Raw genomic sequence first — 25037 nt, forward strand, 5'->3', positions numbered from 1 at the left:
ACTACTTCCTTAACCCTTTAATGATATTAAATGCGCTGTCATGGACTTTGTAATGGTCACCCATGATCTCTTTATCCAGTCGCGCTACATTGTCTTTTTCCAGTTGGAATAAACTCGCAAACGCGTCTGCCTGCACGCGCTCCAGCTCAAACCTGCCACAGTTAAAGCTCGCTATTTCATACTCACGCCGCAATCGTTTAAGGTTATGAATCATGATTTGATTTCGCGTCGTTGCAGAGGTATATCCGAACAGCCGATTAACCATATAAGTGCCAACATAGACAATCACGTTTATTATTCCTGCGACCGCGACCATTTGCTGTGTAAAGCAAAATAGGAACAATGACAAAAACAAAACAACTTGCAAAAAAGGTAAGGTATGAAGCAAATTCTCTTTACGATATGCAAATTTAGGGTTGTATCTTGGGCCTAAAATTATTGCTAAGCAAAGGTGGCGCAGGTGCAACTTTTGACGTGTACACACTATCAATGCGACGAGAAATACGGGCAGGCCTAACACAATGGCCATGTTGAAATCATAACCATCATGGAGTGTCTGTATCGCAAACAGGTTGAGCTTTGGGAATACCGTATTCAGCCCAAAATAGCTCAAAAATACAAAAGCAAGAATGGCCGAGTTTGCACTGATAGTGCGGGTCAACTTGCTAAGTTTTTGATATTTTAGATATGCGGGCTGATAAATGTTATTGATAAACCAGTTAATTTCACTAATCACCGGATCCTGAGGGCTTTTTGGGGGAAGCCTCCCGCTGACTACACAGTTTTCCATCTTATCCTTGTTCCTATGAATACACATCAATTTGATAAACAAGATTCATCAAATTGATACATTAACGTCACAAGATATACAGATTGAAGCGGCTTAGCAACTAATCGCGATCAAAGTTGCATTTGTTTCTAGCGTGCGGTTGAATTAGTCACTACTCGATTGAATAAAACACTAACCCTATGTGTTTAAATACAAAAAAGCCCGGCAATACCGGGCTATTCAGAGCTCAATTTGCCACTGTTACTTAAAGAACGCTACATTCGCAAAGACGGCAGTCATCAGCACCGGACAAACAAAGCGCACATACTGGGCAAACCAGTACATTTTTCCACTACACTCCAGAGCAAGCTGGTTACCACGACGCCATATCCAACCGACAGTAATAAAGTAGAACAGGCCCATCAATGGCAGCTGATATTGGGTGAATACCTGTATGACCAGACCAAATAACCAATCAAAATTCATGATAATGGTGCCTGAACAGACGAACAGCACCAGAGTCACCATCCAGGTTGCCTGTGAGCGTTTAAAGCCATGGTTTTCTACCAGAAATGACACCGGAATTTCGGTGGATGAAATGGTTGAAGTCAGCGACGCTATAGACATCAGCACAAAAAAAGTCAACCCGACGAATAAACCAATCTCGCCCATGGTTGCAAATAGCTCAGGCAGAATCGCAAAGATAAGCCTACCCTCGCCAACCAGTTTACCATTTTGGAAAACTTCAACCCCATTATTCTGAGCGATAAACAGAGCCGGGATGATCAATAATCCGGCCAGAAACGCCACTCCGGTATCCAGCATTGCCACGCTGAAAGTCAGTTTAGGCAGGTTCTCATTTGGTTTCAGATAAGAGCCATAAATCATCATGCAGCCTACGCCCAGGGACAAAGAAAAGAATGCCTGCCCCATTGCTGCAATGATTAATTCAGGATCACCAATTTTGCTGAAGTCTGGCACCAGATAGGCTTTGAAGCCTGCCGCAGCGCCTTCTAACGTGCCCATATAAGCAATCAGCGCAATAAGTAACAGCAACAACAGTGGCATTAAACGGCGAGACCAGGCCTCAATACCGGATTTCACCCCCTGCAAAATAATCGCAGCGGTCAACAGCAGCATCAAAGGGGTAAAGATAAAGTTCCGTAAGGTTGAATCGCCCGACAAAAATTGGCTGGCGGCATCCCAGCCAGTCAAACGTGCGAGCGGCTCAAGAGAATGCGCCAACATCCAGCCAGCAACAATAGAATAGAAACTGAGCATAACAATAGCACCGGCAAGGCCGATGTAACCAGCAGACGCACCGATTTTAGGCTGCTTCTCCTGCCACGCCTGCTTGAGCGCTTTCACCGGGTTGGCTTGCGCCTGATGACCCAGATACAACTCCGTATACAAAGCAGGTAATGCCAGTAAGAATATGACGATAAAGTAGACCAGCAAAAACGCGCCACCACCGTGGTTCGCTGCCTGAGTGGGAAATCCCCAAATATTACCAAGTCCGACTGCCGCACCGGCTGCCGCTAACACAAAGCCCAGACGGCTTTGAAAACCTTCACGCACTTGAGCCATAATCGAATGCCAAGTTAATTATTGTTGTAGACTGGCGATTATACGCACTTGTAAACAAATTGCGAGTGTCAGTTCGGGCAAATCGGAACAGCCAACAATGACAAGGGGTTATGCCCCCAGAACAGAGCTGGCCTGTCGGCCTAAACCTGGTACAGCAAGCTCGAAAGCGCAGCTCAGCAAAGCTTAAAAACTCGAACCAGGGGTTTGCAAAAAAGCCAATTCTTCAGCGCTCGACTCACGCCCTAAAATGGCATTGCGATGGGGGTAACGGCCAAACTGTTCAATGATTTTTTTATGCGCCAGCTCAAACTCATAGTTTGGTAATGATTTAAACAAGGCATTCGCCTGCTGATGTACGCTCAGACTTTCACTGTGCATGTAGGGCAAATACAAAAAGGTGCGCTGGGTTTTCTCTAGTTGCTGATCAAGCCCTTTTTCAACGGCGTGCTGCGCTAAACACAAAGCCAGCGGATCGCTGGCAAACGCTGCCGGCGTGTCGCGGAACATATTGCGCGAAAACTGATCGAGTACAATGATTTCACACAGCGCCCCCACCGCAGTCTTTCGCCATTCAGCCAATTCCCCGGCCACAGCCTGCTGGTGTATGTGGGCAAACCGCGTCGTGATTTTATTGTCGAACTGTATCGACTTTTGCCACCAATCCTGTTCCTGACATTCGACAAACCAGAACTGATAAATTTCCTGATATTCCATGGACACACCTGTGAGTAATTGATTTCGGTATCAGAGCGAGTATTACCCGCTCGTGATAAAGTGTCCAGTCTGACTTGCCAGACCCCTGAATTATGCCGCTTCCAGTAATCGGCTGTGGATCGCCTGCACGACTGCATCCGATTCCGTTTGCTCAACCAAAAAGCACAGATTATGGCGACTTGCACCGTGACAGATCAGGCGAATATTAAAATCTGCCAGTACCTGCATCAGACTCGCTTCACCATGACGCAGCTGGATCTCAGAGCCTATCATAGCCACCAGTGTCAAATTGTTTTCGACACTGACCTGACAAAACTCTCCCAGCTCATCCAGGCACGCCTGCGCCAGCTCGGGGCGTGCGGCATTTGGCGCATTGTCCAGCGTCAATGCAACGCTAATCTCAGAAGTGGTTACCAAATCAACCGAAATATTATATGCACTCAGAATGGTGAATATACGTGCCAGAAAACCACTTGCAAGTAGCATTTCCGGGCTCTTCAGTGTTAACAGGATCTGGTTCTTACGTTGTGTAACTGCACGGATCCCAGGTTCCGAGCGGTTGTTCTTTTCAATCCAGGTGCCACCAGCATGCGGGTCTTTACTTGAGCCCACAAACACTGATATTCCGCTGCGGCTGGCAGGTAATATCGTTGCAGGATGTAGCACTTTAGCACCAAAGGTTGCCATTTCTGCGGCTTCATCAAAGCTCAACCGGGCAATTGGCTGCGCTTTTTGGCACAAACGCGGATCTGTACTGAAGATACCTACGACATCCGTCCAGATATGTACACTGCGTGCTGCAATTGCCTCAGCCAGTAGCGCCGCACTGTAATCAGATCCGCCACGTCCCAACGTGGTGGTTTGTCCCTGATTATCACTGCCTATGAACCCTTGCGTGACCACCACCTGCTCCTGCAACAAGGGGATTAAATGAGCCTCGGCGGCTTCACGTGTTGCGTCAATATCAGGCACTGCTTTACCAAACTGGCGGTCCGTTTTAAGCACCTGTCGCACATCAAATCGGCTGCAGGCGACCCCTAAATCTCTCAGTACCTGAGTAAACAGATAAGATGAAAAGCGCTCTCCAAAACTCAGCATTTCGTCACACTGCTGTGCATCCAGCGCAGGTAATTGAGCAAGTGCGTGAAAGGCATCCCGTGTTGCATTAAACCCCGCTTCCAGATCAGCATCGAGCGTTAGACATGCCAGAATACTCTGTTGAATATCCATAACAGACTGAAACAGTGCCTGGCGTGCCTCTGCGTCGACTTTTTGCTGCGTCAGGGTTACCAGGTGATTCGTCACACCGGCGCTCGCGCTCACGGCCACAACACGGACATTCGGATCATCGTGGACTATCGTGGCGCATCGCTGCATGGCTTCGAAGTTTGCAACACTAGTGCCACCAAATTTAGCAACGACATACTGGGAATTCATTTTATCTCCTTGGGATCACACTGGGCGATCAACATCAATAAGGAGAACTTGGCAATAGGATGGACTAACCATAAAGAAATGACCTCTGCCAGAAGCTCTCCACCTGAAAACGGTGACAGTCCCGAGGATTCAACCTCAAGGACCGAAAAATCACGCTGACGCAACCTGACTTTTCTCGGCGAGTACTTCCCTCACTGATGGTCACGGGTAATCGTCACCTCACATCAGCTACCTAAGCATCGCGCCTCTTCTGTTTATTTTGCCGGGGTTTAACTGAATCTTGGCAAAATAAAAGCCCGCATTTTAAACGGGCTTGAAAAAGGTATCTTTTAGACGTCTAGGTGTCAAGCACAAAATTGTCCCTGTCACCAAAATTTAAATAAATTGCCCCATAAAATAGGCGCCCGCATAGCCCGCCGTATAGGCAATTAACAAGTACAGGCTCATTCTTAAGTAGCTAGTAAAAGTTAGCGCTTTTACTTTACTCATGGCAATGATCCCCGCGGCAGAGCCGATAATCAGCATAGAGCCACCGACACCCGTTGCATAAGTAAAAGTCAACCACTGCTGAGGGCTCATGACAATGTCCGCCTTTAACAACGCAGCCGTCAGAGGTACGTTATCTACCGCTGCACTCATCAGGCCAACGAGGTAACTGGCATACTGAGGATCAATGAATTCATACAACTGGGTAAACATATTCAGGACACCCACCTCTTTCAGTGCCCCAACCAGCAACAATACACCGACGAAAAACAGCAAAGTGTCGTACTCTATCTCACGAATATAATCGATGATCTTTTTGTTGACGTCTTTCTTGCGCATCAGAAACTGCGCCATCAAAAACATCACCGACAGGCCACACAGGAAAGTCAGCATAGGTGGGACTTGATATTGCACGCTCAGGTACAGCGTGGTGAGTACGGTAGTCATAAAGATAACGGCAATCGTAATGTCCGTTTTCTCTATCCGACGCAGTGCTTGCTTTTCGAATACCAGTTGATCTTTCATGCCAATGGACAACAGCGTAGCCAGCAGCAACACACTGACAATCGAAGGCGCAACCAGCAGCAGGAGATCGGGAATGGTGACCTTGCCAGCCAGGAAAATCATCAGTGTCGTGACATCGCCGGTGATGAGCGATACACCACCTGAGTTAACACTAAAGATGATCAGTGTGGCATACTTAATCAGCTTTTTTGGGTCGAGTTTGAGTGACATGACCACAGCGAGCGAGATAAGTGTCGCAGTAATGTTGTCAGAAATCGAAGAAAACAAGAAAGCAAAACCGCCAACCAGGAACATCATTTTACGTTCGCTGATCTGAGTTGGCATCACACGATGCACAATGTTTTGTATAAAACCTTTGGAATTAAGGTAAGCAACAAAGGTCATCGCAGCCATCAGGAATAACCACAATGTGGCGATTTCCAGAATGTTGTGATCGAGCCGATGTTGTATAGTTTCTGAGCTTTCGCCATGGATCGGAGAGATAAATAGGATAATCCAACATAAAGTGCCAAAAAAAAGGGTCGTTTTGGCCTTGTTTACATGGATAATATCCTCTATAACGATAAGCACAAAAGCGACCGCTATCAGGGTTAGGATAATGGGCGTGACCATATGCGTAAACAACCTGTAATTAAAAGTAAAAATTGTGAAGAGTAACGTAATCGGCGCGGAGTCTAACACTTAGCAGCACACTGTGCCATGAGTAGTTACACATTATGACAATTTTCTTACCTGATACCGTCACAAAATTGATACACACTGGAAAGCTATGATCCCAGCCAAAAAAGTATTAAATACGCTGAATGAACACTGGGGCGTCCTGGAGCTGCTTTTTAAACGCTTTAAGATGGCCGATTTCAGCCTAAAAGATGTGCAAAACATCATCAAATTGAAAAACCCAAACTGGTCAAGTGAACGTATTTATAGAGAAACCAATCGGTTACTAAACCAGGAAATAATTATTCCTCTGGCCAAATCATCGCAACTCGAAATTAACCGAGCCGTGGCCGACTTCGCTAGTTTTTTATTGCAGGAAGAACACCTTGGCCTGGCTGAAGAAATCACAGTATTAGTTAAAGATCTGCAACGACTGGGAGAGCGCTTGGCCCAGGCAGGCGATGAAGGTGATCACAGTGAGCTGCGTCGTTTTAGTCGTATTATGGATGAGCGCGTGCGCAAAATCGTCAAGCTGTATCATCATAATGAAAGTGCCATCATGAACCTGGTGGAACAGGCCAAATCAGATCAAGGTAATTTGTCTTTGCAAAAACGCTATCGCGCCGTGATTGAAGCATTTGATGAATATATCGAGCCAATGCTGGAAATGGTCGATATCCACGGGCCCTTCCAAGCCTGCTTTACGACTATAGAGCATCAGATCAGTGAACAGATCGCGCAAATCGAACAACTTGGCCGTGGTGCACAGGACAAACGAATGCTCGAGCAATTGCGCACCCGGATCCTCGATATGCACCTGATCGGGCGTGAGAGCTTAGGTAAAAGTGCCGATATGCTGATGCCACTGCGCGAAGAACTCAGACGCAACACACTCATTACCCGCCAGGCGGCAAAAGTCCTGGGCTTGATCCGTAAAAATGGCGTTGATCGTATGCTCAGCCCGGTGCAGCCCTACTTTGTCTCAGACATACAGCGCTTCAGCCTGGGTCAGCAACGTCATATGGTGGCTTATATGGCCAGCCTTAGCGAGTTCGAACACGAGGAATATCAATTGCCGGATCAGCAGGATGTGCCTGCATATCAAAGCCCAAATATTCCGGATTATTCGGACGTGCGTAAATCGTTTAAAGGGTCCGGTAAAAAGCGTACCGCCTTGCTTGGCTTTTTGAGTGATCAATATCCGGCACTGGAAGCGGATGAAATGCTGTTCCTGTACCAAAAGCTAATCAGCGATCCCGAACTCGATATCGCCCAGGACGAGCAACAACAGACGATGCAAATCGCCAATACCCGCATTCGACTTTATCCGTTCAGTGCAACGGACAAGCAATCAGATAACCAGAATTAGTAAACACCATGACACACATTAATCTAGACGAACTCAGCCAGTTACAGGCGATCAATAAGAAATTGGTCAGTGGCTATCATATCAGCGAGCAGGACACGACACAGTGGCAAGAGCTGGATCAACACATAGAGTCTTATCAGGCACTGTTCAGCGCCCTTGGCCATGACCTGCAACACGACAGTCGTGGTTTCTATTATCTGGCCAGCGATGAAAGCACACCTAACATGGGGAAGATCTCCCGTGCCATTGCCCTGACTGTCTTTATCCTGATCGAGCACTTTGCCAACCAAGGTAAAGACCCGCTACGTGCTTTGTTTGACGAAGTACTGGATTTAGAGCTAATGCAGACTCTGGTTCAACTTAATAAACATCTGTTTGATCAGCTTGAGATTTTCTCAGGTTCCGATCTTCGCAAAGACGTGTGCCTGCGTATGGTTCGCCTGGGCCTGGCTCGCGAAGTAGAGCAAGGTTTCTCGCTGCTGGCACCGATATATCGCTATATCGACGCGTTGATGGAAGTGAACGAAGATAATTACGACACACTTGAGGAAGAAGTATGAACAAGCTGTATGGTCTCAGTAAACTCGCCCTGCTCAACACCGCAGGCTATGCCAAGTGTGTGATCCCGCTGAATAAAAGTGCCTCAATCTGTGCCCCAAACAACACAGGTAAGAGTTCAGTGATCAATGCGCTGCAATTCCCGCTTATCAATGATTTACGCCTGACAGAGTGGGATGGTCACGACCTGGAAGAAACCCGCAAGTTCTACTTTTCGAGCGATCAGTCTTACATCCTGCTTGAAGCAAATCTGCCTCATGGCGACGTCGTCATCGGCGTTGCAGGGTTAGGCAAAATTGCCGGTTTTGCGCACCAGTTCTTTTGCTATAACGGCAAACTCAACTTGGATGACTTTACCCAGGGAAAAAGCATCATTAAATACACCAAGTTGTTTAATCACTTGCAGGAAAAAGGCTTTAAGCCCGTTGAGCTTAAAGCGGCCGAACTGAATGCCTTGCTGACTGGTGGAGCAACGCCGTACGATGGTGACATCAACCTCAAGATGATCCCGCTGAACAACGTCCAGGATGCCGCGGTATACAAAGAGATCTTCCGCCGAATTCTGAACCTGCATAAACTGGGTGCCCATGATGTCAAACGCTTTATGCTCAAAGTCTTTGAGCGTCATATGTCCAACTCCAAAGTCGACTTTTATGAAGTGTGGCGCCGTGCGTTTGATAAAGTAAACCGCTCTCGCCGTGAGCTGAATGCCCTGGAGTCCATGCAGGAACCCATTGCCGCGCTGGAACAAATGATTGAGGGCGAAGCGACCCTCAAAGGCAAGCTTGCCGCCTACGCACCTAAGCTCGATAAAGCCATTGTCGAGTTCGATGAGTATCAGCAGAGCCAGATCGGAGAGCTCAATGATCAGCTCGAAAATATTGAGCAGGAAAAACGCGAGTTTGAAGAAAAACAGCAGCTCTATGTGCAACAGTCGCGTGATATTGAGCGTAAGCAAACACAGATAGAGCAATGGTTTACTGACTACCACGCGCTCAAATCTGAGTTCGAGCTCACCAACCATGCAACGCTAAAAACCAACCTGACGCTACTGAAAAAAGAGTACGAACAGCTGTCGTTCTCGATAAACAGCGCACAAGGCCAGAGCCTCCACACACTGGACTACCGTATTGGCGAAACGCAAAAGCAAGTCAAGAGTCTGAAACTTCAGTTGAAAAACCTGGAATTCAACCTCTTTACCCGCATGCGTGAAGACCTGTCACTGAAAGAAGTAGAAGAGATCTCTCGGATTCTGAACCCAGATATTTTGTCTTTTGCCACTACAGGGAAAGGCGAAGTAGAGATCAGTGATGACGACGCTTTTGGCGACTTCCTTGCGCAATTATCTGCGGCAGTCAAAGGCGGTGAACTTAAGCTGCCCGGTGCCACCATTAAGCTTAAAAAGCTGGCGCCGGTGCAAATGCAAAGCGGCGAAAACAAAACCCAGCTACAGGCGCAGCTGGAGGCGCTGCAACAGTCACTGCTAGAACTTAAACAACAGCGCGAAGTATCTGCCAATGTGGCCGAAAAACAACAAGAGCGTGATGCACTCTACGATGAACTAATGGCCACCGAAGCGGCATTGAAGCGCTTTGAGCAATTTCAGACCATGGCACAGTCGGCTGAAGCACAACAGGCATTACAGGAACAGCTGCAAGCTGAGCGCGAGCAGGTAGACGATTATTTACAGGATGTGCAACGTAATGCCGGGTCAATTTCAGATCGCCGCTCTATTATCAAGAGCAAACAAGATCTGATCCTGCGCCAGGCGGATCGCCTGAAGCAAGTAAAGTCTGAACGCATCGATCATTCGCTTGACTTGTATAGTGGCAAACAAACGCCCTATCCGATTGAGATTAAGCTGGACTTCGACAACCTGGCCGAAGTGATCCATCAATTTAACAAAGACTGTCAGGAACTACGTAACCTGGATGTCAATGTGCGCAATACTTACCTGCACATCTACAACGCCGGTATTACTAAGTTCGACAACGAGACAGACGATGCGACCAAGTACGCTAAGCTCATCAGCGCCTATCACAACATAGATAATGAGCGTGATGCAGTTGAACGTCAGGCCCGGGTAGCACTCACTGAAGTCGCTGCAACCATCAAAGGTCTGCGTGAAGACTTAAATCGCCTGCGCCGGGAAATGAACAGCTTTAATAAAGGGATCAGTCAGCATCGCATCTCTAACCTCAAGGCATTTAAGATCAACGTGATCCCAAGAAAGATGCTAGTTGAGAGTATAGATACCATCATCGCAACATCCGACTTATACGAACAGGGTGAAAGCTTTGACTTGCTCAGCGAGCAACCCGCCGACAGCAATGCAGTCAACGAAGCCAAAGATCACATTATCAAGCTAGCCAGTGACAAAGCTGGTCTGACGCTCACCGATCTATTTGATATTCGCTTTGAAGTGGTAAACCGCGCTGGCGATACGGAGCATTTTGACAAAATTGACTCTGCCGGCTCAAATGGTACTCGGATCACCATTAAACTCCTGTGCGGTATGTTGTTTATCCGTTATTTACTGTCGGATCAGGAGCAGGCAATGTATCGCATTCCCATCTATATTGATGAAGCAGCCGATATTGACCCGCAGAACCAAAAGGCGATCATCGAAACCGCCCTCAGCTTTGGCTTTGTGCCGATTTTCGCCTCGGTTAAACCGCAAATAAGCTGTGATTATCTGGTGCCGATCCGCAGCGTCAATCAGGGCAGCCAGAACTGGGTTGACGAAAAAGACTGGATCGAAGTCGAACACAATTAATATCAAAAGGGCACAATTGAGTGCCCTTTTTTGTGCGCCTCGGTTAAACCACAAATAAGCTGTGATTATCTGGTGCTGATCCGCAGCGTCAATCAGGGCAGCCAGAGCTGGGTTGACGAAAAAGACTGGATCGAAGTCGAACACAATTAATATCAAAAGGGCACAATTGAGTGCCCTTTTTTGTGATGATCTTCGTGCTTTAACTGTCGTATACTAAGGTAAGCGTTAGATTTTTTGTTTTTAAGGAGTAAACCATGCTGAACCAATTTAAAAAATACCTTGTCAGCACCAGGACCTATGCCGTCGTGGCAAGTTTACTGATGCTCAGTGCCTGTGGCACCACCCCGGACTGGGACTACGACAAGTCTGTTGAATTTACAAACTACGAAACCTATGCCTGGTCAGCAGAAGCCAGCTTACAAGCACGCCCGCAAAATTATCAGATCAACGGGTTAATGGAAAAACGCATTCGTAATGCCATTACTGAACAAATGGCAAATCAGGGATTCAAGCTGGTTGATGCCACAGTGGCTGATATACTGATCAACTATCATGTCGCAGTTGATAAAAAACTGGAAGTGGATACTTTTAAAGTCAGCTATGGTGCGCGTTGGAGCTACTGGGGTTGGGGCGTAGACCACCATACGACAGCAAGAGAGTACAAGGTAGGCACACTTGTGGTAGACATTATTGACCGCACTTCTAATCAGCTGGTCTGGCGCGGTGCCAAAGAAAGCAGAATACGTGCTAAACAAACGCCGAAGCAACGTACCGAGTCTATTAACAAAACCGTTACTGAAATCCTGGCTAACTTCCCACCTGAAATCCAGCACTAAATCATCATTCATAAGCCGGTGTTATCTGTACGATATCACCGGCTATATAATGTCCAAACCAGGTTCAGTTAGAATTTATAACCAAACTTCAGGTAGGCCTGACGACCCAGAGCACTGTGGGTTTTGTTATCAATCCCCATCGACTCAGATGGAGCCAGCGGCGCCTCTTCATTCAACAAATTTGACGCACCTAAGGTTACTGTTAGTTTGTCGTAACCGACATAACTGACACTGGTATCAACCGTCGTCCAGGAGTCAATTTCATACTTGTTCCCATTGCTGTCTGCCAGATCTAAATTCTTATCAACATAATTGAAACTCAGGTTGGCAACAAAGTCATCCATTGACCAATCAACCCCTGCTGTCCAGCGGTATTTCGGGTGCTGATACTCACCATTAAGATCTTCTACGACGGTGCTGGTATTACCGGCGTCATCACTTTCCAATGACTGCTCTTCAAAATTCAGCGTATAAGTCAGATTGTAATTGAAGCGGAACTCACCCATATCAGACGTATTCAGCAAATATTCGATGTCCAGATCTAAACCATCCGTTTCTCTGCCACCAATATTCACAAAGGTATCGTTGATTGTCAGGATTTGACCTAAGGTACTTCCCTGATTCGGTGCACGCACCACCAGATTCGGATCGGTACCACAACAATCAACCAATTTCTGAGCACCAATTTTCTTAATCAAATCTTCCTGATCATAGTTCCAATAGTCCACGCCAATACTGAAGGTATCCGTCGCCTGCCAAATCACGCCCAGATTGAAGTTTTCCGACTCTTCTGGCTGCAATTGCTTATTACCTGCGACGATTGCTGTATATTCAGTCGGTGAACAATCGGCATCATCACCTGTTTGTTTACAACGCTCTTTATCAATCACGCTTGGTGATTCATCAGTGCGACCCAGATGTAACTGAACAAGCGAAGGTGCACGGAATGCTGTTCCCCAGGAGCCGCGAACTACCACAGAATCGATGGGCGTCCAGCGAAATGCCACCTTAGGATCGGTCGTATTACCGAAATCGCTATAGTCTTCATGACGTAGTGCAAGTTGAAGCTCTAAGTTCTCCAGTAACGGGGCACTGAATTCCGCGAATATTGCGGTATTATCGCGGTCACCATTCGCCTGAGTGGCTTCTGTACCAAAGATCTCTCCTCGGATATACTGACTATCCGGGTTATCTTCAATTTTTTCATAGCGGTGCTCAAAACCAAATGCCGCCGACACATAACCATCCCCAAATTCAAACAATTCACCAGAAATAGTACCGTCTAATGACTGCATAGTGGATGAGCCGTAACGCGTTGTAGTGGTCTCAAAGAAATCCAACCCTGCCTGTGTATTCGTGCTGGGTTCAAACGGGTTCCAAAGCCCTGTATCAATTGCTTGCTGGGCACGCAATTTGTTCGGGAAACCATCGAAGCCTTTTTCAACAGCACTGGAACGAATCGCGGAATATGCAAACTCCCACTCCCAGTCCTGCCACTGACCTCGCATACCCATCACAGCGCGATAGTATTCTGAGTCGACGTCTTTCTTTCGGTTACCAATGTCTACGGTACGACGGCGCATTGAGATATCCACACCATGCAGGTAATGACCGGGCTGATCAGCTAAGGGGTGATTAGAGTTATCACCTGCCATATTCAGCTCCGTAAAGCTCGGGCTACCGGCCCCCTGGATAAAGGTTGAGGCATGTTGCGCTGAAAATTCCGCAAAACCTTCAACACCGTCCATGATCTCCTGTACACCATTATAGTTAAAAGTAACTCGCTCAGTTGAAGGCACTAAACTCATATGTGGTGCGTAATCATAACGACAAACTTCGTTTATGATCATATCAGCCGGGCAAACATCATTTCCCCACTCGTCAGCGAACAAAGTTTGACGAACCTGAGTACCATCATCCTCGGTACGCACTACTGGCAGCCGTTCCCACTGCTCATCTGTCAACATACTGCGTACTACTTCAATGCTGCCAGGGAAGCCAGACGAGCTCAGTGAGTTATTACCGCCCCGGAAAGTCTGATCAGCCGTTGCCGTATAATCTCTGTCTGAATAAAAAATATCGCCGCGCTTAAAATAGTCAAGCGTAAAGTTGTGATGACCTTTACTGGTTGAGTTACCCCATAATAAAGTGAAATTTTGCTCTTCTCCGCCACCGTCTGAGGTATCAGAAATTTTAGCCGCCACCTCAAAACCATCGATGTCATTGCGCAGGATAATGTTAATCACCCCCGCAACCGCGTCTGAACCATAGGTTGCCGATGCCCCGTCTTTTAACACGTCAACACGCTTTACTGCTGAAACCGGTATAGTGTTTAAATCAACAAATGACGTTTCAATGTCTTTTGCAAACGGACTGACCGCAACCCGTCGCCCATTAATCAATACCAAAGTAGATGATGCCCCAAGCCCACGAAGCGCAACGCTGGAGCCGCCGTTTGCTGTATCATCACTCGAGTTTCCTTGTGTACTAAAAGTACCAGTACCTGCGACTGGCAACTTTTGTAACGCACCTATCAGGTCGGTTGAACCTGTTGCGGCCAGATCAGCCGCAGAGATGCTTTGTACTGGCGAAGGTCCTTCCATATCAGAGCGCTTGATATGCGAACCTGTAACTTCTATGCGTTCTACTTCACCCTCTTCAGCCTTCGCTGCTTGTAGGCTACCTGCAAGTACTGTTGAGACTGCCAGTGCAGTGAGTGTAATCCCCTTTTTCATTCTTCCTCTTCTCCATAGTGTTAATTATATTTGTAATTGCAAATATTTTATAACACACAGAAAACAACTTAAGAACACATAAATACAAAACATCAAACTTAAAAAAACAAAAAAGGTTATAGATTAAGCAAACACTAGATTTTCACGGCCCAAGAATGAATTTTTCGCTGAGATCAAAAAGCCCGGCATACCAGGCCGGGCTTTTAATTGCATTGATAGCAAATATTTAGATAGCAGTATTATTGATATTTTTAATAAACTGCTTAACAGGTACATCGTTACACTTCAGGTTACGAGCCTGATGACGGTATTTATCCAGGCTAGATAGCCCCTCTTTAGCCGCCTTAAGACATAATTCAGTTGCAACCGTTCCATTTTTGGCCACAAGCTTTACTTTTGCTTGCTCATTCGCCGACTCAGCTTTAACTTGCTTGGCAAATGAACGAATGTCTTCGCCGTTACACTCAAGTGTTTTGGAAAAACGTGATACGAATACACCGTGCTTGGAACCGTACGCACGTGCAGCACTCAGGCCTTGCTCTGCCGCGATAGCGCATACTTTAGATTCTGGTGATGCATTGCCGCTCACAACCTGTGCGCCAGCAGAAGCAGAAAAAGATGCAATCGAGATCAGTGTAACAAGAGAGAGAGACTTAAACATAATTTACCCCAAATGAACGAATTGGTGCGCATTATATATACAAGATATTTCGTGTAAATGGTAAAAACAAACTTTCCTGATCATTTAATAGCCTATTCACAACTCCCTAATCAGGCGCTTTAAAGCAGTTACAATTTTCGCGTTCATTAACAAGTCACCGCATCATAAATACCGCTTTATGGAACGCAAATCACACCCACAAATAAGCTGTCTTCAAGCCCAATTACTAGCAATGTAAAATCGCACTACCCTCTCCATTCACGCAGACATAAGTGATAGACTTACCATCACTTTATTCTGCACATTAAAGAACAACAACTATGAAAGTTATCTCATTCAATATAAATGGTCTGCGTGCCCGCCTGCATCAACTCCAGGCTCTGATCGACAAGCATCAACCTGATATCATCGGTTTGCAGGAAATTAAAGTCCATGATGAAGCCTTCCCAATTGCTGACGTTGAAGCGATGGGCTACCACGTCTATTTTCACGGTCAAAAAGCCCACTATGGTGTAGCACTGCTCTCAAAAAAGCCGGCTAAACAGATCCAAAAGGGATTCTCAACAGACACAGAAGAGTCACAAAAGCGCATGATAATCGGCACCTTTGAAAGCGATAGCGGTGAAGATGTTACGGTTATGAATGGTTACTTCCCACAGGGTGACAACATTAACCACGAAACCAAGTTTCCGTATAAACGTCAATTTTATGTGGATTTGATGACCCACCTGGAAAACACTGCCGATAACAGTGAGCATTTAATTGTAATGGGTGACATTAATATTTCTCCTGTCGATCTGGATATTGGCATCGGTGAACCTAATCGTAAGCGCTGGCTAAAAACGGGTAAGTGTTCATTCCAGCCCATAGAACGTGAATGGCTGCAAACCTTACTCGACTGGGGCCTGAAAGATACTTTCCGTGAGCTAACACCGGATGCAAGCGAAAAGTACTCGTGGTTTGACTATCGTTCTAAAGGGTTTGACGACAACCGCGGCCTGCGCATCGACGTTGTCCTTGCCACTGCGCCATTGATGGCCAAATGTGTTGAAAGTGACATCGACTATGAGCTGCGCGGTATCGAAAAACCATCAGATCATGCGCCAGTCTGGGCGACTTTTGACCTGTAACTGACATGTTCACAGCACTCATGGCCATGGGCTTATTCGCCCTGAGCTTCAACAAACAGCAGTACCAGGCATTGCTACAAACACCGGCAAGACAAACCGGCGTACTCGCATGTGCTCTGGTGCTGGCGTTGCTGTGGCAAATCCAGGCTGGCATCTTGCCACACCTGTCCATCCATATATTGGGGATCACTGCAGCAACTCTCACGCTCGGTTGGCATATGGGCCTGTTATCCACCACGCTCGCAACTTTGCTCAGTTATTTCTTTGGCCCCATGCCCATCGATAACTTGTGGACATTCTGGCTATTTACCGCGCTACTTCCGGTTTACCTCAGCTACGGCCTGTTTTTACTCTGTTATCACTTTCTCAATCGCCATTTCTTTGTCTATATCTTTGTCTGTGCATTTTTGTGCGGAGGCCTGGTTGCAGCCAGTAAAATAGCGATAAGTGCACTATATTACCTGAGTATCGGCCTTTATGACTGGCCTGTGCTGGTCGACAATTATATCTTTTATGCGATCATCATGTGGTTCCCGGAAGCCATGCTTAATGGCATGGCCATCACCTTACTGATCACTTACCGCCCACACTGGGTTAAAACTTTTTATGATAGGGATTACTTAGATAAATGACGCTACATTATCGCTGCCCCATTTGCTCAGCGCCTTTGGCTGAGCGACACAAAACGCTGCATTGTGAGCACAATCATCAATTTGATGTAGCGAAAGAAGGGTATGTTAATCTCCTTCCGGTCCAGTTTAAGAAATCCCGTCAGCCGGGTGATAATTTGGATATGGTTCAGGCTCGGCGCAACTTTTTTGCCACCGAGCACTATCAATTTTTACAAACTCATCTGGCGCGCACCATAGCAGCGCTGCCCTGTGGATCTGTTATCGATATGGGCTGTGGAGAGGGCTTTTATACCCAGGCAATTGCCAACGCCCTGCCTGCAACCAGCCAGGTATTTGGTGTAGACATCTCAAAACCGGCTATCCGTTATGCGGCAAAACGCTACCCTCAGGTCCAGTTCAGCGTTGCTTCGATCAAAGATGCACCGTTTGTGGAACATGAAGCAGATGTGTTGCTGAGTGTTTTTGCGCCGGTATTTGCTGATGAAATGGCCCGTTTACTCAAACCTGATGGCCAGTTGCTGGTTGTCAGCCCTGGTCCTAAGCACTTGTACGAGCTTAAAACACATATTTACGATGAAGTGAGATTACATGACGCACCGGATTGCCCACAGGGCTTTACTGAAGTAGTTCAGGAGCACCTCGTACAGACGCATAAAGTCTCAACAGACGTCATTAAGCACTTGATCAAAATGACGCCTTTTGCGTGGAAGTTTAAAGAAAGCCATTACCAGACGTTAGAACAGGCAAGCTTCCACGAAGTGACGTTTTCTTTTCTGATCACTCGCTATCAAAAATCTGAACAGTTGACTGATTAATCCTTTTAGAACAAAAAAACCTCTGACATATCAGAGGTTTTCTTTTGCAAATGCTTTGTCCATTTTCTCAAACATATCGTTTAGCAGTTTCGCCAATTCACGATACTTAGGATCTCGTGCAGCGTCGGCCTGATACCCATTAGCCACCATTTTGTGATAAAGCTCCTTATACCAACTATTCAAAGCCGGATTCAACCGTGTATCAGCCCGCTTACCCAACCAGAGCAACCCCTGGACAGGCAAAGACAAGAAGAACAACGCAATCGTAATAGCCTGAGGTAAATAAGCCATTCCCAAGTATGAAGTCTGGATAAAGACCGAAATAATCGCCAGCGCAGGCATAACCTGAAGGGCAAACTCAGTGGCTTTGATCACTCTGAATTCGGGAAATAACAGCGTCAATTCCTTGCGCATTGGCCATTCTTTGGCGTACTGACGTCCAAGTTGCACTTGTGAAATAAGACTTTTCTGCATCATAACTCCCGGGTGCGAGGGAAAACTCTCTGCGCATTATATTGATTTAAAACCGCAACGGGCAACTTACATTTAGTCAATTCCAGGAAACCAAGCAACACCATTAACCCATTGCTTACCTGCCATCGACTAGCACTTGCTTAACAATCAATAAAACTCGCAATAAAACACGATAAACCAATATCGATGGCCTAACGTTTCTCAAAAAAATCGGGTAAAATTAACTTTATACTCGTCAATTATACCTTAGTCTAATATTAAGCTAAACGCGCCTTTTCATTTAGCTTAATACGCAATAACAGTTATTGTCAAAACGGATAGTCATTATGTCATCTACCCATGTTCTGGTACTCAATTGTGGCAGCTCCAGCCTCAAGTTCGCAATCATAGACCCAACAACCACTCAGGAACACCTTTCTGGCCTCGCTGAACGCCTTGGCGAAGACAGCCCACAAATTAAATATAAACACGATGGCGAAAAACACATCATCTCACTCAATGCAGGCGATGCACATCAAATTGCTATCGACAAACTCGTCGAGCTGGTCAAATCCCTGGGTCTGGACAAAGAACTGGTTGCCGTGGGTCATCGCGTCGTACATGGCGGTGAGCACTTCACACAATCCGCACTGATAGATGACACAGTACATCAGGCCATCGTTAAAACAGCGGATCTGGCGCCATTGCATAATCCAGCTAACCTGTTGGGTATTGACGCAGCAACGCAGGCATTTAGCCACTTACCCCAAATTGCCGTCTTTGATACTGCGTTCCATCAGAGCATGGCTCCCAGTGCCTACCTGTACGCTTTGCCTTATGACCTGTATAAAACCCATGGTATTCGTCGCTATGGTTTCCATGGTACCAGCCACTACTTTGTATCGACTCAGGCCATCAAAGCATTAGGGCTTGAGCAGAAAAGTTCTCGTATTATTACTGCGCACCTCGGTAATGGGTGCTCAGTGTGTGCGATAAAAGACGGAAAATCCGTCGATACCAGCATGGGGCTCACGCCACTGGAGGGTCTGATCATGGGCACTCGCAGTGGCGACATCGATCCAGGGCTTTTCTCCTATCTAGTTAATCAGCTTAATTACAGCGTTGAGCAAGTCGACACGTTACTGAACAAACAAAGTGGCCTGTTGGGGATCAGCGAATTGTCTAATGACTGCCGCACCATTGAAGAAGCGGCAGCGGACGGACACCCACAAGCAACGCTGGCACTGGAGATGTTCTGTTATCGCTTAGCTAAACAAATTGCCAGTTTTGCCGTGCCTCTGGGTGGCGTAGATGCCGTGGTGTTCACCGGCGGTATTGGCGAGAATTCAGATGTGATCCGGGCAAAAGTTGTCGAGCAACTCGGGTTCTTGGGTATGACCATTGATACGACAGCAAACCTGGATGCTCGCTTTGGCAAACAGGGCGAAATTACACGCACAGGTACTGGCCCCAAGGCATTAGTCATCCCTACCAATGAAGAGTGGGTGATTGCCCATGATGCAGCGCAACTGGCACAGGAGTAATAAGCCATGAGCCGTCGTATTATGTTAATCCCTATTTCCACCGGTGTTGGCTTAACGTCAGTGTCAGTTGGGATAGTCCGTGCACTGGAACAAAAAGCCGTTGCGGTTAACTTTTTTAAGCCGATTGCACAACCACGAAAAGAAGACACCGGCCCTGAAAAATCAACTTTAATCGTACAACAAGGCTCTTCGATTTCTCCACCAAAACCGTTTGAGCTCAGCTACGCAGAGCAAATGATCGGTGACGGGAAAGGCGACGATTTACTGGAAGAAATTGTTGAGCGCTTTGAAAGCGCTATCAACCCGGGTGAAGTAGCTATCATCGAGGGGATGGTCCCTACCCGCCGTCAGCCTTATGCAGGTCGTGTCAATCGGGAAATCGCGCAAACGCTCGGTGCGGACATCGTATTTGTGCTCACCCCGGGTAATGACAGCAATGATCAACTCGAGGATCGTCTGGAGATTGCCGCCGGGAACTATGGTGGCGTCGACCATCCGCGGGTACTGGGTTGCATCTTTAACAAAGTAAACGCACCGTTGGACGAAGATGGCAGAGCGCGCGCAGATCTGGTTGATCAACATGAGCCCGAGCAGCTTGAAAATGAACTGAACAGGCTCGCCTCGTTACCCGTCTTCCGTAAACACCCATTTATGTTGCTGGGCGCTATCCCCTGGGACTTTGATCTTGTTGCGCCACGTGTCGTTGATCTGAGTAATTACCTGGGTGCAGAAGTGATAAACGCAGGAGACATGGCGCACCGACGTTTAAGACGCGTGACCTTTTGTGCCAGAACAGTGTCAAATATCCTGAACCATTTTACGCCAGGTGCACTCTTGGTTACGCCGGGTGATCGTTCTGACATTCTCGTTGCTGGCTGTCTGAGTGCCATGAACGGCACTAAGCTGGGTGCCATTTTGCTCACCGGTGGTTTCAAACCAGAAGCCAAAATCATGGAGCTGTGTGAGCAGGCTATGGCAACTGGCCTGCCTATCTTGGCGACCACAGCCGATACCTGGCGAACATCTTTACTGCTGCACAATTTCAACATGGAAGTGCCTGCTGACGATGAACAGCGTATCGACAAAGTAAAGCAGCATAACGCTGATAACATTGATGCTGAATGGCTGGATTCGTTGGCTCAGGGTGTAGCCCGAACACGAAAATTATCGCCGCCAGCCTTTCGCTTCTTATTGACCGATTCTGCGCGAAAAGCAAATAAGACCATAGTACTGCCGGAAGGTAACGAGCCTCGTACAATTAAAGCGGCAGCAATTTGTGGCGAGCGTGGGATTGCTAAAACGGTACTACTGGGTGAGCGCGAAGAGATAGAACGTATCGCTGCACAACAAGGTGTTGAGCTCAACGACAATGTCACCATTCTAGACCCGCAGGAAGAAGTTGAGAAGTACATTGCACCTATGGTTGAACTGCGCAAAAACAAAGGCCTGACTGAAGTGGTCGCTGCTGAGCAGTTACAAGACAATGTGGTACTGGGAACTATGATGCTGGCTGAAGATAAGGTTGATGGCCTGGTATCAGGTGCAGTCAACACCACTGCAAACACGATCCGCCCGCCACTTCAGCTCATCAAAACGGCCCCGGATTCATCCCTGGTTAGCTCCGTGTTCTTTATGCTGCTGCCCGATCAGGTCCTCGTTTATGGTGACTGTGCCATTAACCCTGATCCAACCGCAGAGCAACTGGCTGATATCGCGATTCAATCTGCTGAGTCTGCCGCCGCATTTGGCATTGAGCCCAAAGTGGCCATGATCAGTTATAGTACGGGTACTTCTGGCCAGGGGGCTGACGTAGACAAGGTACGTGAGGCAACCCGCATTGCGCAGGAAAAACGCCCGGATCTCGATATTGACGGACCGCTACAGTACGACGCTGCTATCATGGAAAATGTGGCACGTAAGAAAGCGCCGAACAGTAAAGTTGCAGGCAAGGCGACAGTGTTTGTATTCCCGGACCTCAATACTGGTAACACCACCTACAAAGCCGTTCAGCGGAGTGCCGATCTGATCAGTATTGGACCCATGCTACAAGGTATGCGTAAGCCCGTGAACGACCTTAGCCGTGGTGCACTGGTTGATGATATCGTGTATACCATTGCACTGACCGCAATTCAGGCGGGACAAAACGACCACTAACATCTCCGGTTTACCCGTAGCCTAATTCGGGAAGTTTGCCTACTTCCCGAATTATAACCTGACAGGCTGTGCAGCCAACGGAAAAAGGTTTCTTTTGGCCATGCTTGACTATACTATTACAGAGTCACAGGTGTCGGGACTCGGATATGTCGAAGCAAACATTACAGGTATTGCCACACAATTTTACCATCCATAGTCTGGATAGTGATCAGGCTGTGCCCGCCGAAGTAATGTCAGCTGAGATCTTCTTCATCGCCAAAACCTCTGAAGAACTCTCAATTGTCTGCCCCAGCGACCTGGTTTTTAATAGTTTCGCCACTGAGCCACACTGGCGCGCACTGGAAGTCATTGGCCCACTTGGTTTTTCACTCACAGGCATCATGGCCAATATATCTGGCGTCTTGGCCAGTGCCAATGTCTCCATTTTTTCCATTTCCACCTACGACACTGACTATATTCTGGTTAAAGAAGCCCAACTTCCTGACGCTATTAAGGCGCTCAAAAAAGACGGATACCTGTTTGTCTGATGCATTTATCACAGCAAATTAATTACGCCCCCATTGCCCAAATTGCTAACCCAATCATGCATATTGCCAGCCCTTTTACGGGCAAGGCCCACCCTGCAAGTCAGCACCCTGAGGCGTTATTTTCAAGCGGTATGCTGGGCCCCGGAGTCTGTGTAAAATTGAATTCTGCGATGATGCTGGCACCCTGCCCAGCCAAGGTAGAAAAAATCAGTCAACATGGCTGTGAGTTTGTCCTGAGAACAAAATCGGGATTGCTCCTGCTATTGCACCTTCTGATCCCGGCAGAGTACCGCAGAACAGAACATCTCATCCAGCACAGCTATGGCAAAAAACACGTCGCAATGGGAGATATCTTGTGCTACTTCGATGTACCGAGCGATGTTGATGTGCTGGGCACCCTGTTATTGCTCAATGCAGACAAACTGGGACCATGTTATTATCCTTTAAATCAAGTCACTGCGGGTAAAGATCCGCTTATCACATTATCCAGAGCATGTAATTTATGACCACCATTATGTACGGTATCAGCAACTGCGATACGATTAAAAAAGCAAAGAAATTCCTTGAACAAAACGACATCAATTACACCTTTCACGACTACCGCAAAGACGGGCTCGACGCGCAAATGCTAGCTGAATTTGTTGCGGCACTGGGCTGGGAAAACGTACTGAACAAACGTGGTACTACCTATCGTGGACTCAGCGATGAAGACAAACAAAACCTGGACGCTGACAGTGCACAAACACATATGTTAGCCGCCCCCGCCATGATAAAGCGCCCTATTCTGCTGCACGCAGGCCAATATCACCTGGGCTTTAAAGCGCCGCAATATCAGGAAATTTTCTCGCAATGAGTGAGACACACAGTGACGTAGTCGCACTGGCCAGGGCACTTATCCAGCGCCCTTCAGTCACCCCTGAGGATGCCGGGTGTCAGGCAATGATTAATGCTCGCCTGAGTGCGCTGGGGTTTAATGTCGAAGAGCACTTCTTCGTTGATACGCTCAATACCTGGGCACGCAAAGGAGATGAGGGGCCACACTTTTGCTTTGCAGGCCACACCGACGTGGTGCCCGTTGGCAACGAACGTGACTGGCAATACCCGCCTTTTTCAGGTGAAATCCACGACGGTATGCTGCATGGCCGTGGTGCTGCCGATATGAAAGGCTCACTGGCTGCTATGGTGGTGGCGACTGAACGTTTTGTCACGCGTTTTCCAGACCACAAAGGGTCGATCAGCTTTTTAATAACCTCTGACGAGGAGGGCCCCTTTGTCAATGGCACCACCAAGGTAGTGGATCTGCTTGAAGCAAGAAATGAAAAAATAGACATGTGTTTGGTTGGCGAACCGTCGTCCAGGGACCAACTTGGTGATGTGGTTAAAAACGGCCGTCGTGGCTCGCTCACGGGACACCTAACCATTAAAGGAGTACAAGGCCATGTTGCCTACCCTCACTTAGCCAAGAATCCAATCCACCTGAGTACACCCGCACTGACTGAGCTCAGCACAGCGCAATGGGATCAGGGCAATGCTTTTTTCCCGGCTACCAGTTTTCAGATCTCGAATATCCACGGCGGCACCGGAGCCGGTAATGTCATTCCTGGCAGCCTGGATGTGCAGTTTAATTTTCGTTTTAGTACCGAAGTCACCGCAGAGCAACTCAAGGCACGTGTGACCGAGATACTCGACAAACATAGCCTTGACTATGAGCTTCACTGGACACTCAACGGTCTGCCCTTTTTGACAGAGCCAGGACCCTTACTGAGTGTAACCCTGGACGCCATCAAAACAGTCACCGGGATTGATTCGAACCCGGAAACCACTGGCGGAACATCGGACGGTCGCTTCATCGCGCAAACTGGTTGTAAAGTGATTGAACTGGGCCCAGTGAATGCCACTATCCATCAGGTCAATGAATGTGTGAGTACGGAATCGCTCGAGCAGCTTGCGGAAATCTATGAGTTAATTCTGGAAAAGCTATTTACATGAGCCAACTCAGCACGCTTGCCTCACAGGCATCTGGCCTCTCCACCAGCCATTTGGTTGAGTTCAATAATGTGTATGTGCACAGTGCCGTACAACGTGATCTCAGCGCGCTTAGCGAAGCTGCCGAGCGCGCTGGATTTACTTTCAGTATCGCCTCAGCACATCGCGACTTTCATCGTCAGTGCCTGATCTGGAACAACAAGATTAAAGGCATACGCCCGGTATTGAACAATCAAAATGAACCAGTTGACCTGTCTTTGCTATCGCCACAAGCACGTGTTCACGCAATCATGCTCTACTCGGCGCTGCCAGGGGCAAGCCGACATCACTTTGGCACCGATCTGGACGTTTACGCGCGCAACTGTCTGTCTGACGGACAGCAGCTTCAACTCGAACCCTGGGAGTATGAGCGTGATGGGCCTTTTGGTGAATTTAATGCCTGGCTGAGCGAACATTTGGCAGAATTTGGGTTCTTTCGACCCTATCAGCGTTACCAGGGCGGCGTTGCAGCTGAGCCCTGGCATATCAGTCACCGTAGTTGTGCGACAGAAATGATGACGGCGTTATCGTTGGAAACATTGACAACTGTTATCAGTACTCATGACGTTGCGGCGAAGGAAACAATTTTGGCTATGCTGCCAACGCTGTACGACCAGTACGTTGACAACATATGTGACTAAATCAGC

General features: G+C 47.5%; 22 protein-coding genes and 1 riboswitch. Of the genes, 14 read left to right on the top strand and 8 right to left on the bottom strand.

Translation table 11 applies throughout. The annotated features are described in order from the left end of the window. Window position 1 precedes the first annotated feature (1 nt). From CWC22_RS11735 to nhaD, 5 genes are all read right to left on the bottom strand, one after another. A complete protein-coding gene (locus tag CWC22_RS11735) occupies window positions 2-790 on the bottom strand; it encodes a hypothetical protein (RefSeq protein ID WP_138536387.1) in 789 nt (262 codons plus the stop codon). A 240-nt stretch (window positions 791-1030) separates the two neighbouring features. Further along, a complete protein-coding gene (locus CWC22_RS11740) occupies window positions 1031-2356 on the bottom strand; it encodes a sodium-dependent transporter (protein ID WP_138536385.1) in 1326 nt (441 codons plus the stop codon). A 183-nt stretch (window positions 2357-2539) separates the two neighbouring features. Further along, window positions 2540-3070: a DUF924 family protein gene (locus tag CWC22_RS11745; protein WP_138536383.1), complete on the bottom strand. Its 531-nt coding sequence runs from the start codon at window positions 3068-3070 to the stop codon at window positions 2540-2542. A 90-nt stretch (window positions 3071-3160) separates the two neighbouring features. After that, window positions 3161-4507, bottom strand: coding sequence for a lysine-sensitive aspartokinase 3 (gene lysC, locus CWC22_RS11750; RefSeq protein ID WP_125564007.1), 1347 nt, complete (start codon window positions 4505-4507; stop codon window positions 3161-3163). Window positions 4508-4591: 84 nt separating this feature from the next. Beyond that, a riboswitch (Lysine riboswitch) is annotated at window positions 4592-4765 on the bottom strand. A 117-nt stretch (window positions 4766-4882) separates the two neighbouring features. Continuing rightward, a complete protein-coding gene (gene nhaD, locus CWC22_RS11755; RefSeq protein ID WP_125564005.1) occupies window positions 4883-6130 on the bottom strand; it encodes a sodium:proton antiporter NhaD in 1248 nt (415 codons plus the stop codon). A gap of 157 nt (window positions 6131-6287) precedes the next feature. Here nhaD and CWC22_RS11760 point away from each other — a divergent pair, with 157 nt between their 5' ends. The 4 genes from CWC22_RS11760 (at window position 6288) to CWC22_RS11775 (ending at window position 11714) form a co-directional block, all read left to right on the top strand. Beyond that, the gene (locus tag CWC22_RS11760) at window positions 6288-7544 is read left to right on the top strand and encodes a hypothetical protein (protein WP_138536381.1); all 1257 of its coding nucleotides are present in this window, start codon (window positions 6288-6290) and stop codon (window positions 7542-7544) included. Window positions 7545-7552: 8 nt separating this feature from the next. Next, window positions 7553-8104: a condensin complex protein MksE gene (locus CWC22_RS11765; RefSeq protein ID WP_125564001.1), complete on the top strand. Its 552-nt coding sequence runs from the start codon at window positions 7553-7555 to the stop codon at window positions 8102-8104. Beyond that, window positions 8101-10878, top strand: a complete 2778-nt coding sequence (locus CWC22_RS11770) for an ATPase (RefSeq protein WP_138536379.1) — start codon at window positions 8101-8103, stop codon at window positions 10876-10878. The genes CWC22_RS11765 and CWC22_RS11770 overlap by 4 nt, the downstream gene beginning before the upstream one ends. Window positions 10879-11132: 254 nt before the next feature. Then, window positions 11133-11714: a DUF4136 domain-containing protein gene (locus tag CWC22_RS11775; RefSeq protein WP_138536377.1), complete on the top strand. Its 582-nt coding sequence runs from the start codon at window positions 11133-11135 to the stop codon at window positions 11712-11714. Window positions 11715-11782: 68 nt separating this feature from the next. Here CWC22_RS11775 and CWC22_RS11780 read toward each other — a convergent pair whose 3' ends face one another. Both CWC22_RS11780 and CWC22_RS11785 read right to left on the bottom strand, forming a co-directional pair. Then, a complete protein-coding gene (locus CWC22_RS11780; protein ID WP_138536375.1) occupies window positions 11783-14449 on the bottom strand; it encodes a TonB-dependent receptor plug domain-containing protein in 2667 nt (888 codons plus the stop codon). Between the two features lie 226 nt (window positions 14450-14675). Beyond that, window positions 14676-15110, bottom strand: a complete 435-nt coding sequence (locus CWC22_RS11785) for an exonuclease III (protein ID WP_125563995.1) — start codon at window positions 15108-15110, stop codon at window positions 14676-14678. Window positions 15111-15430: 320 nt separating this feature from the next. On the opposite strand from CWC22_RS11785, the gene xthA reads away from it, so the two are divergent. Genes xthA through rlmA form a run of 3 tightly spaced genes read left to right on the top strand, consistent with a single transcriptional unit; the run spans window position 15431 to window position 17687 of the window. Further along, window positions 15431-16240 carry an exodeoxyribonuclease III gene (xthA, locus tag CWC22_RS11790; protein ID WP_138536373.1) on the top strand — a complete coding sequence of 270 codons (810 nt, stop codon included), beginning with the start codon at window positions 15431-15433 and terminating at the stop codon, window positions 16238-16240. 5 nt (window positions 16241-16245) lie between these two features. Next, on the top strand, window positions 16246-16872 hold the full coding sequence (locus CWC22_RS11795) for an energy-coupling factor ABC transporter permease (RefSeq protein ID WP_125563991.1): 627 nt from the start codon (window positions 16246-16248) through the stop codon (window positions 16870-16872). Then, window positions 16869-17687 (top strand): 23S rRNA (guanine(745)-N(1))-methyltransferase, encoded by an 819-nt coding sequence (rlmA, locus tag CWC22_RS11800; RefSeq protein WP_138536371.1) that lies wholly within the window; start codon window positions 16869-16871, stop codon window positions 17685-17687. The genes CWC22_RS11795 and rlmA overlap by 4 nt, the downstream gene beginning before the upstream one ends. Before the next feature lie 30 nt (window positions 17688-17717). Here the strand turns inward: rlmA and yfbV are convergent, their stop codons facing one another. Next, window positions 17718-18161, bottom strand: coding sequence for a terminus macrodomain insulation protein YfbV (gene yfbV / locus CWC22_RS11805; protein ID WP_125563988.1), 444 nt, complete (start codon window positions 18159-18161; stop codon window positions 17718-17720). A gap of 326 nt (window positions 18162-18487) precedes the next feature. Here yfbV and CWC22_RS11810 point away from each other — a divergent pair, with 326 nt between their 5' ends. The 7 genes from CWC22_RS11810 (at window position 18488) to CWC22_RS11840 (ending at window position 25031) form a co-directional block, all read left to right on the top strand. Continuing rightward, a complete protein-coding gene (locus tag CWC22_RS11810) occupies window positions 18488-19684 on the top strand; it encodes an acetate kinase (protein ID WP_138536369.1) in 1197 nt (398 codons plus the stop codon). A gap of 6 nt (window positions 19685-19690) precedes the next feature. Next, window positions 19691-21838: a phosphate acetyltransferase gene (gene pta / locus CWC22_RS11815; protein ID WP_125563985.1), complete on the top strand. Its 2148-nt coding sequence runs from the start codon at window positions 19691-19693 to the stop codon at window positions 21836-21838. Between the two features lie 146 nt (window positions 21839-21984). Then, a complete protein-coding gene (locus CWC22_RS11820) occupies window positions 21985-22365 on the top strand; it encodes an ACT domain-containing protein (protein WP_010381627.1) in 381 nt (126 codons plus the stop codon). Then, window positions 22365-22871: a PTS glucose transporter subunit IIA gene (locus CWC22_RS11825; protein WP_138536367.1), complete on the top strand. Its 507-nt coding sequence runs from the start codon at window positions 22365-22367 to the stop codon at window positions 22869-22871. Before CWC22_RS11820 ends, CWC22_RS11825 begins: the two co-directional genes overlap by 1 nt. Continuing rightward, window positions 22868-23218, top strand: coding sequence for an ArsC family reductase (locus CWC22_RS11830; RefSeq protein WP_138536365.1), 351 nt, complete (start codon window positions 22868-22870; stop codon window positions 23216-23218). Before CWC22_RS11825 ends, CWC22_RS11830 begins: the two co-directional genes overlap by 4 nt. Then, window positions 23215-24354: a succinyl-diaminopimelate desuccinylase gene (gene dapE / locus CWC22_RS11835; RefSeq protein ID WP_138536363.1), complete on the top strand. Its 1140-nt coding sequence runs from the start codon at window positions 23215-23217 to the stop codon at window positions 24352-24354. The genes CWC22_RS11830 and dapE overlap by 4 nt, the downstream gene beginning before the upstream one ends. Then, window positions 24351-25031, top strand: coding sequence for a M15 family metallopeptidase (locus tag CWC22_RS11840; protein WP_138536361.1), 681 nt, complete (start codon window positions 24351-24353; stop codon window positions 25029-25031). The genes dapE and CWC22_RS11840 overlap by 4 nt, the downstream gene beginning before the upstream one ends. Window positions 25032-25037: the final 6 nt, after the last annotated feature.

Origin of the sequence: Pseudoalteromonas rubra (genome assembly GCF_005886805.2) — a bacterium.
GTDB lineage: Bacteria > Pseudomonadota > Gammaproteobacteria > Enterobacterales > Alteromonadaceae > Pseudoalteromonas > Pseudoalteromonas rubra_D.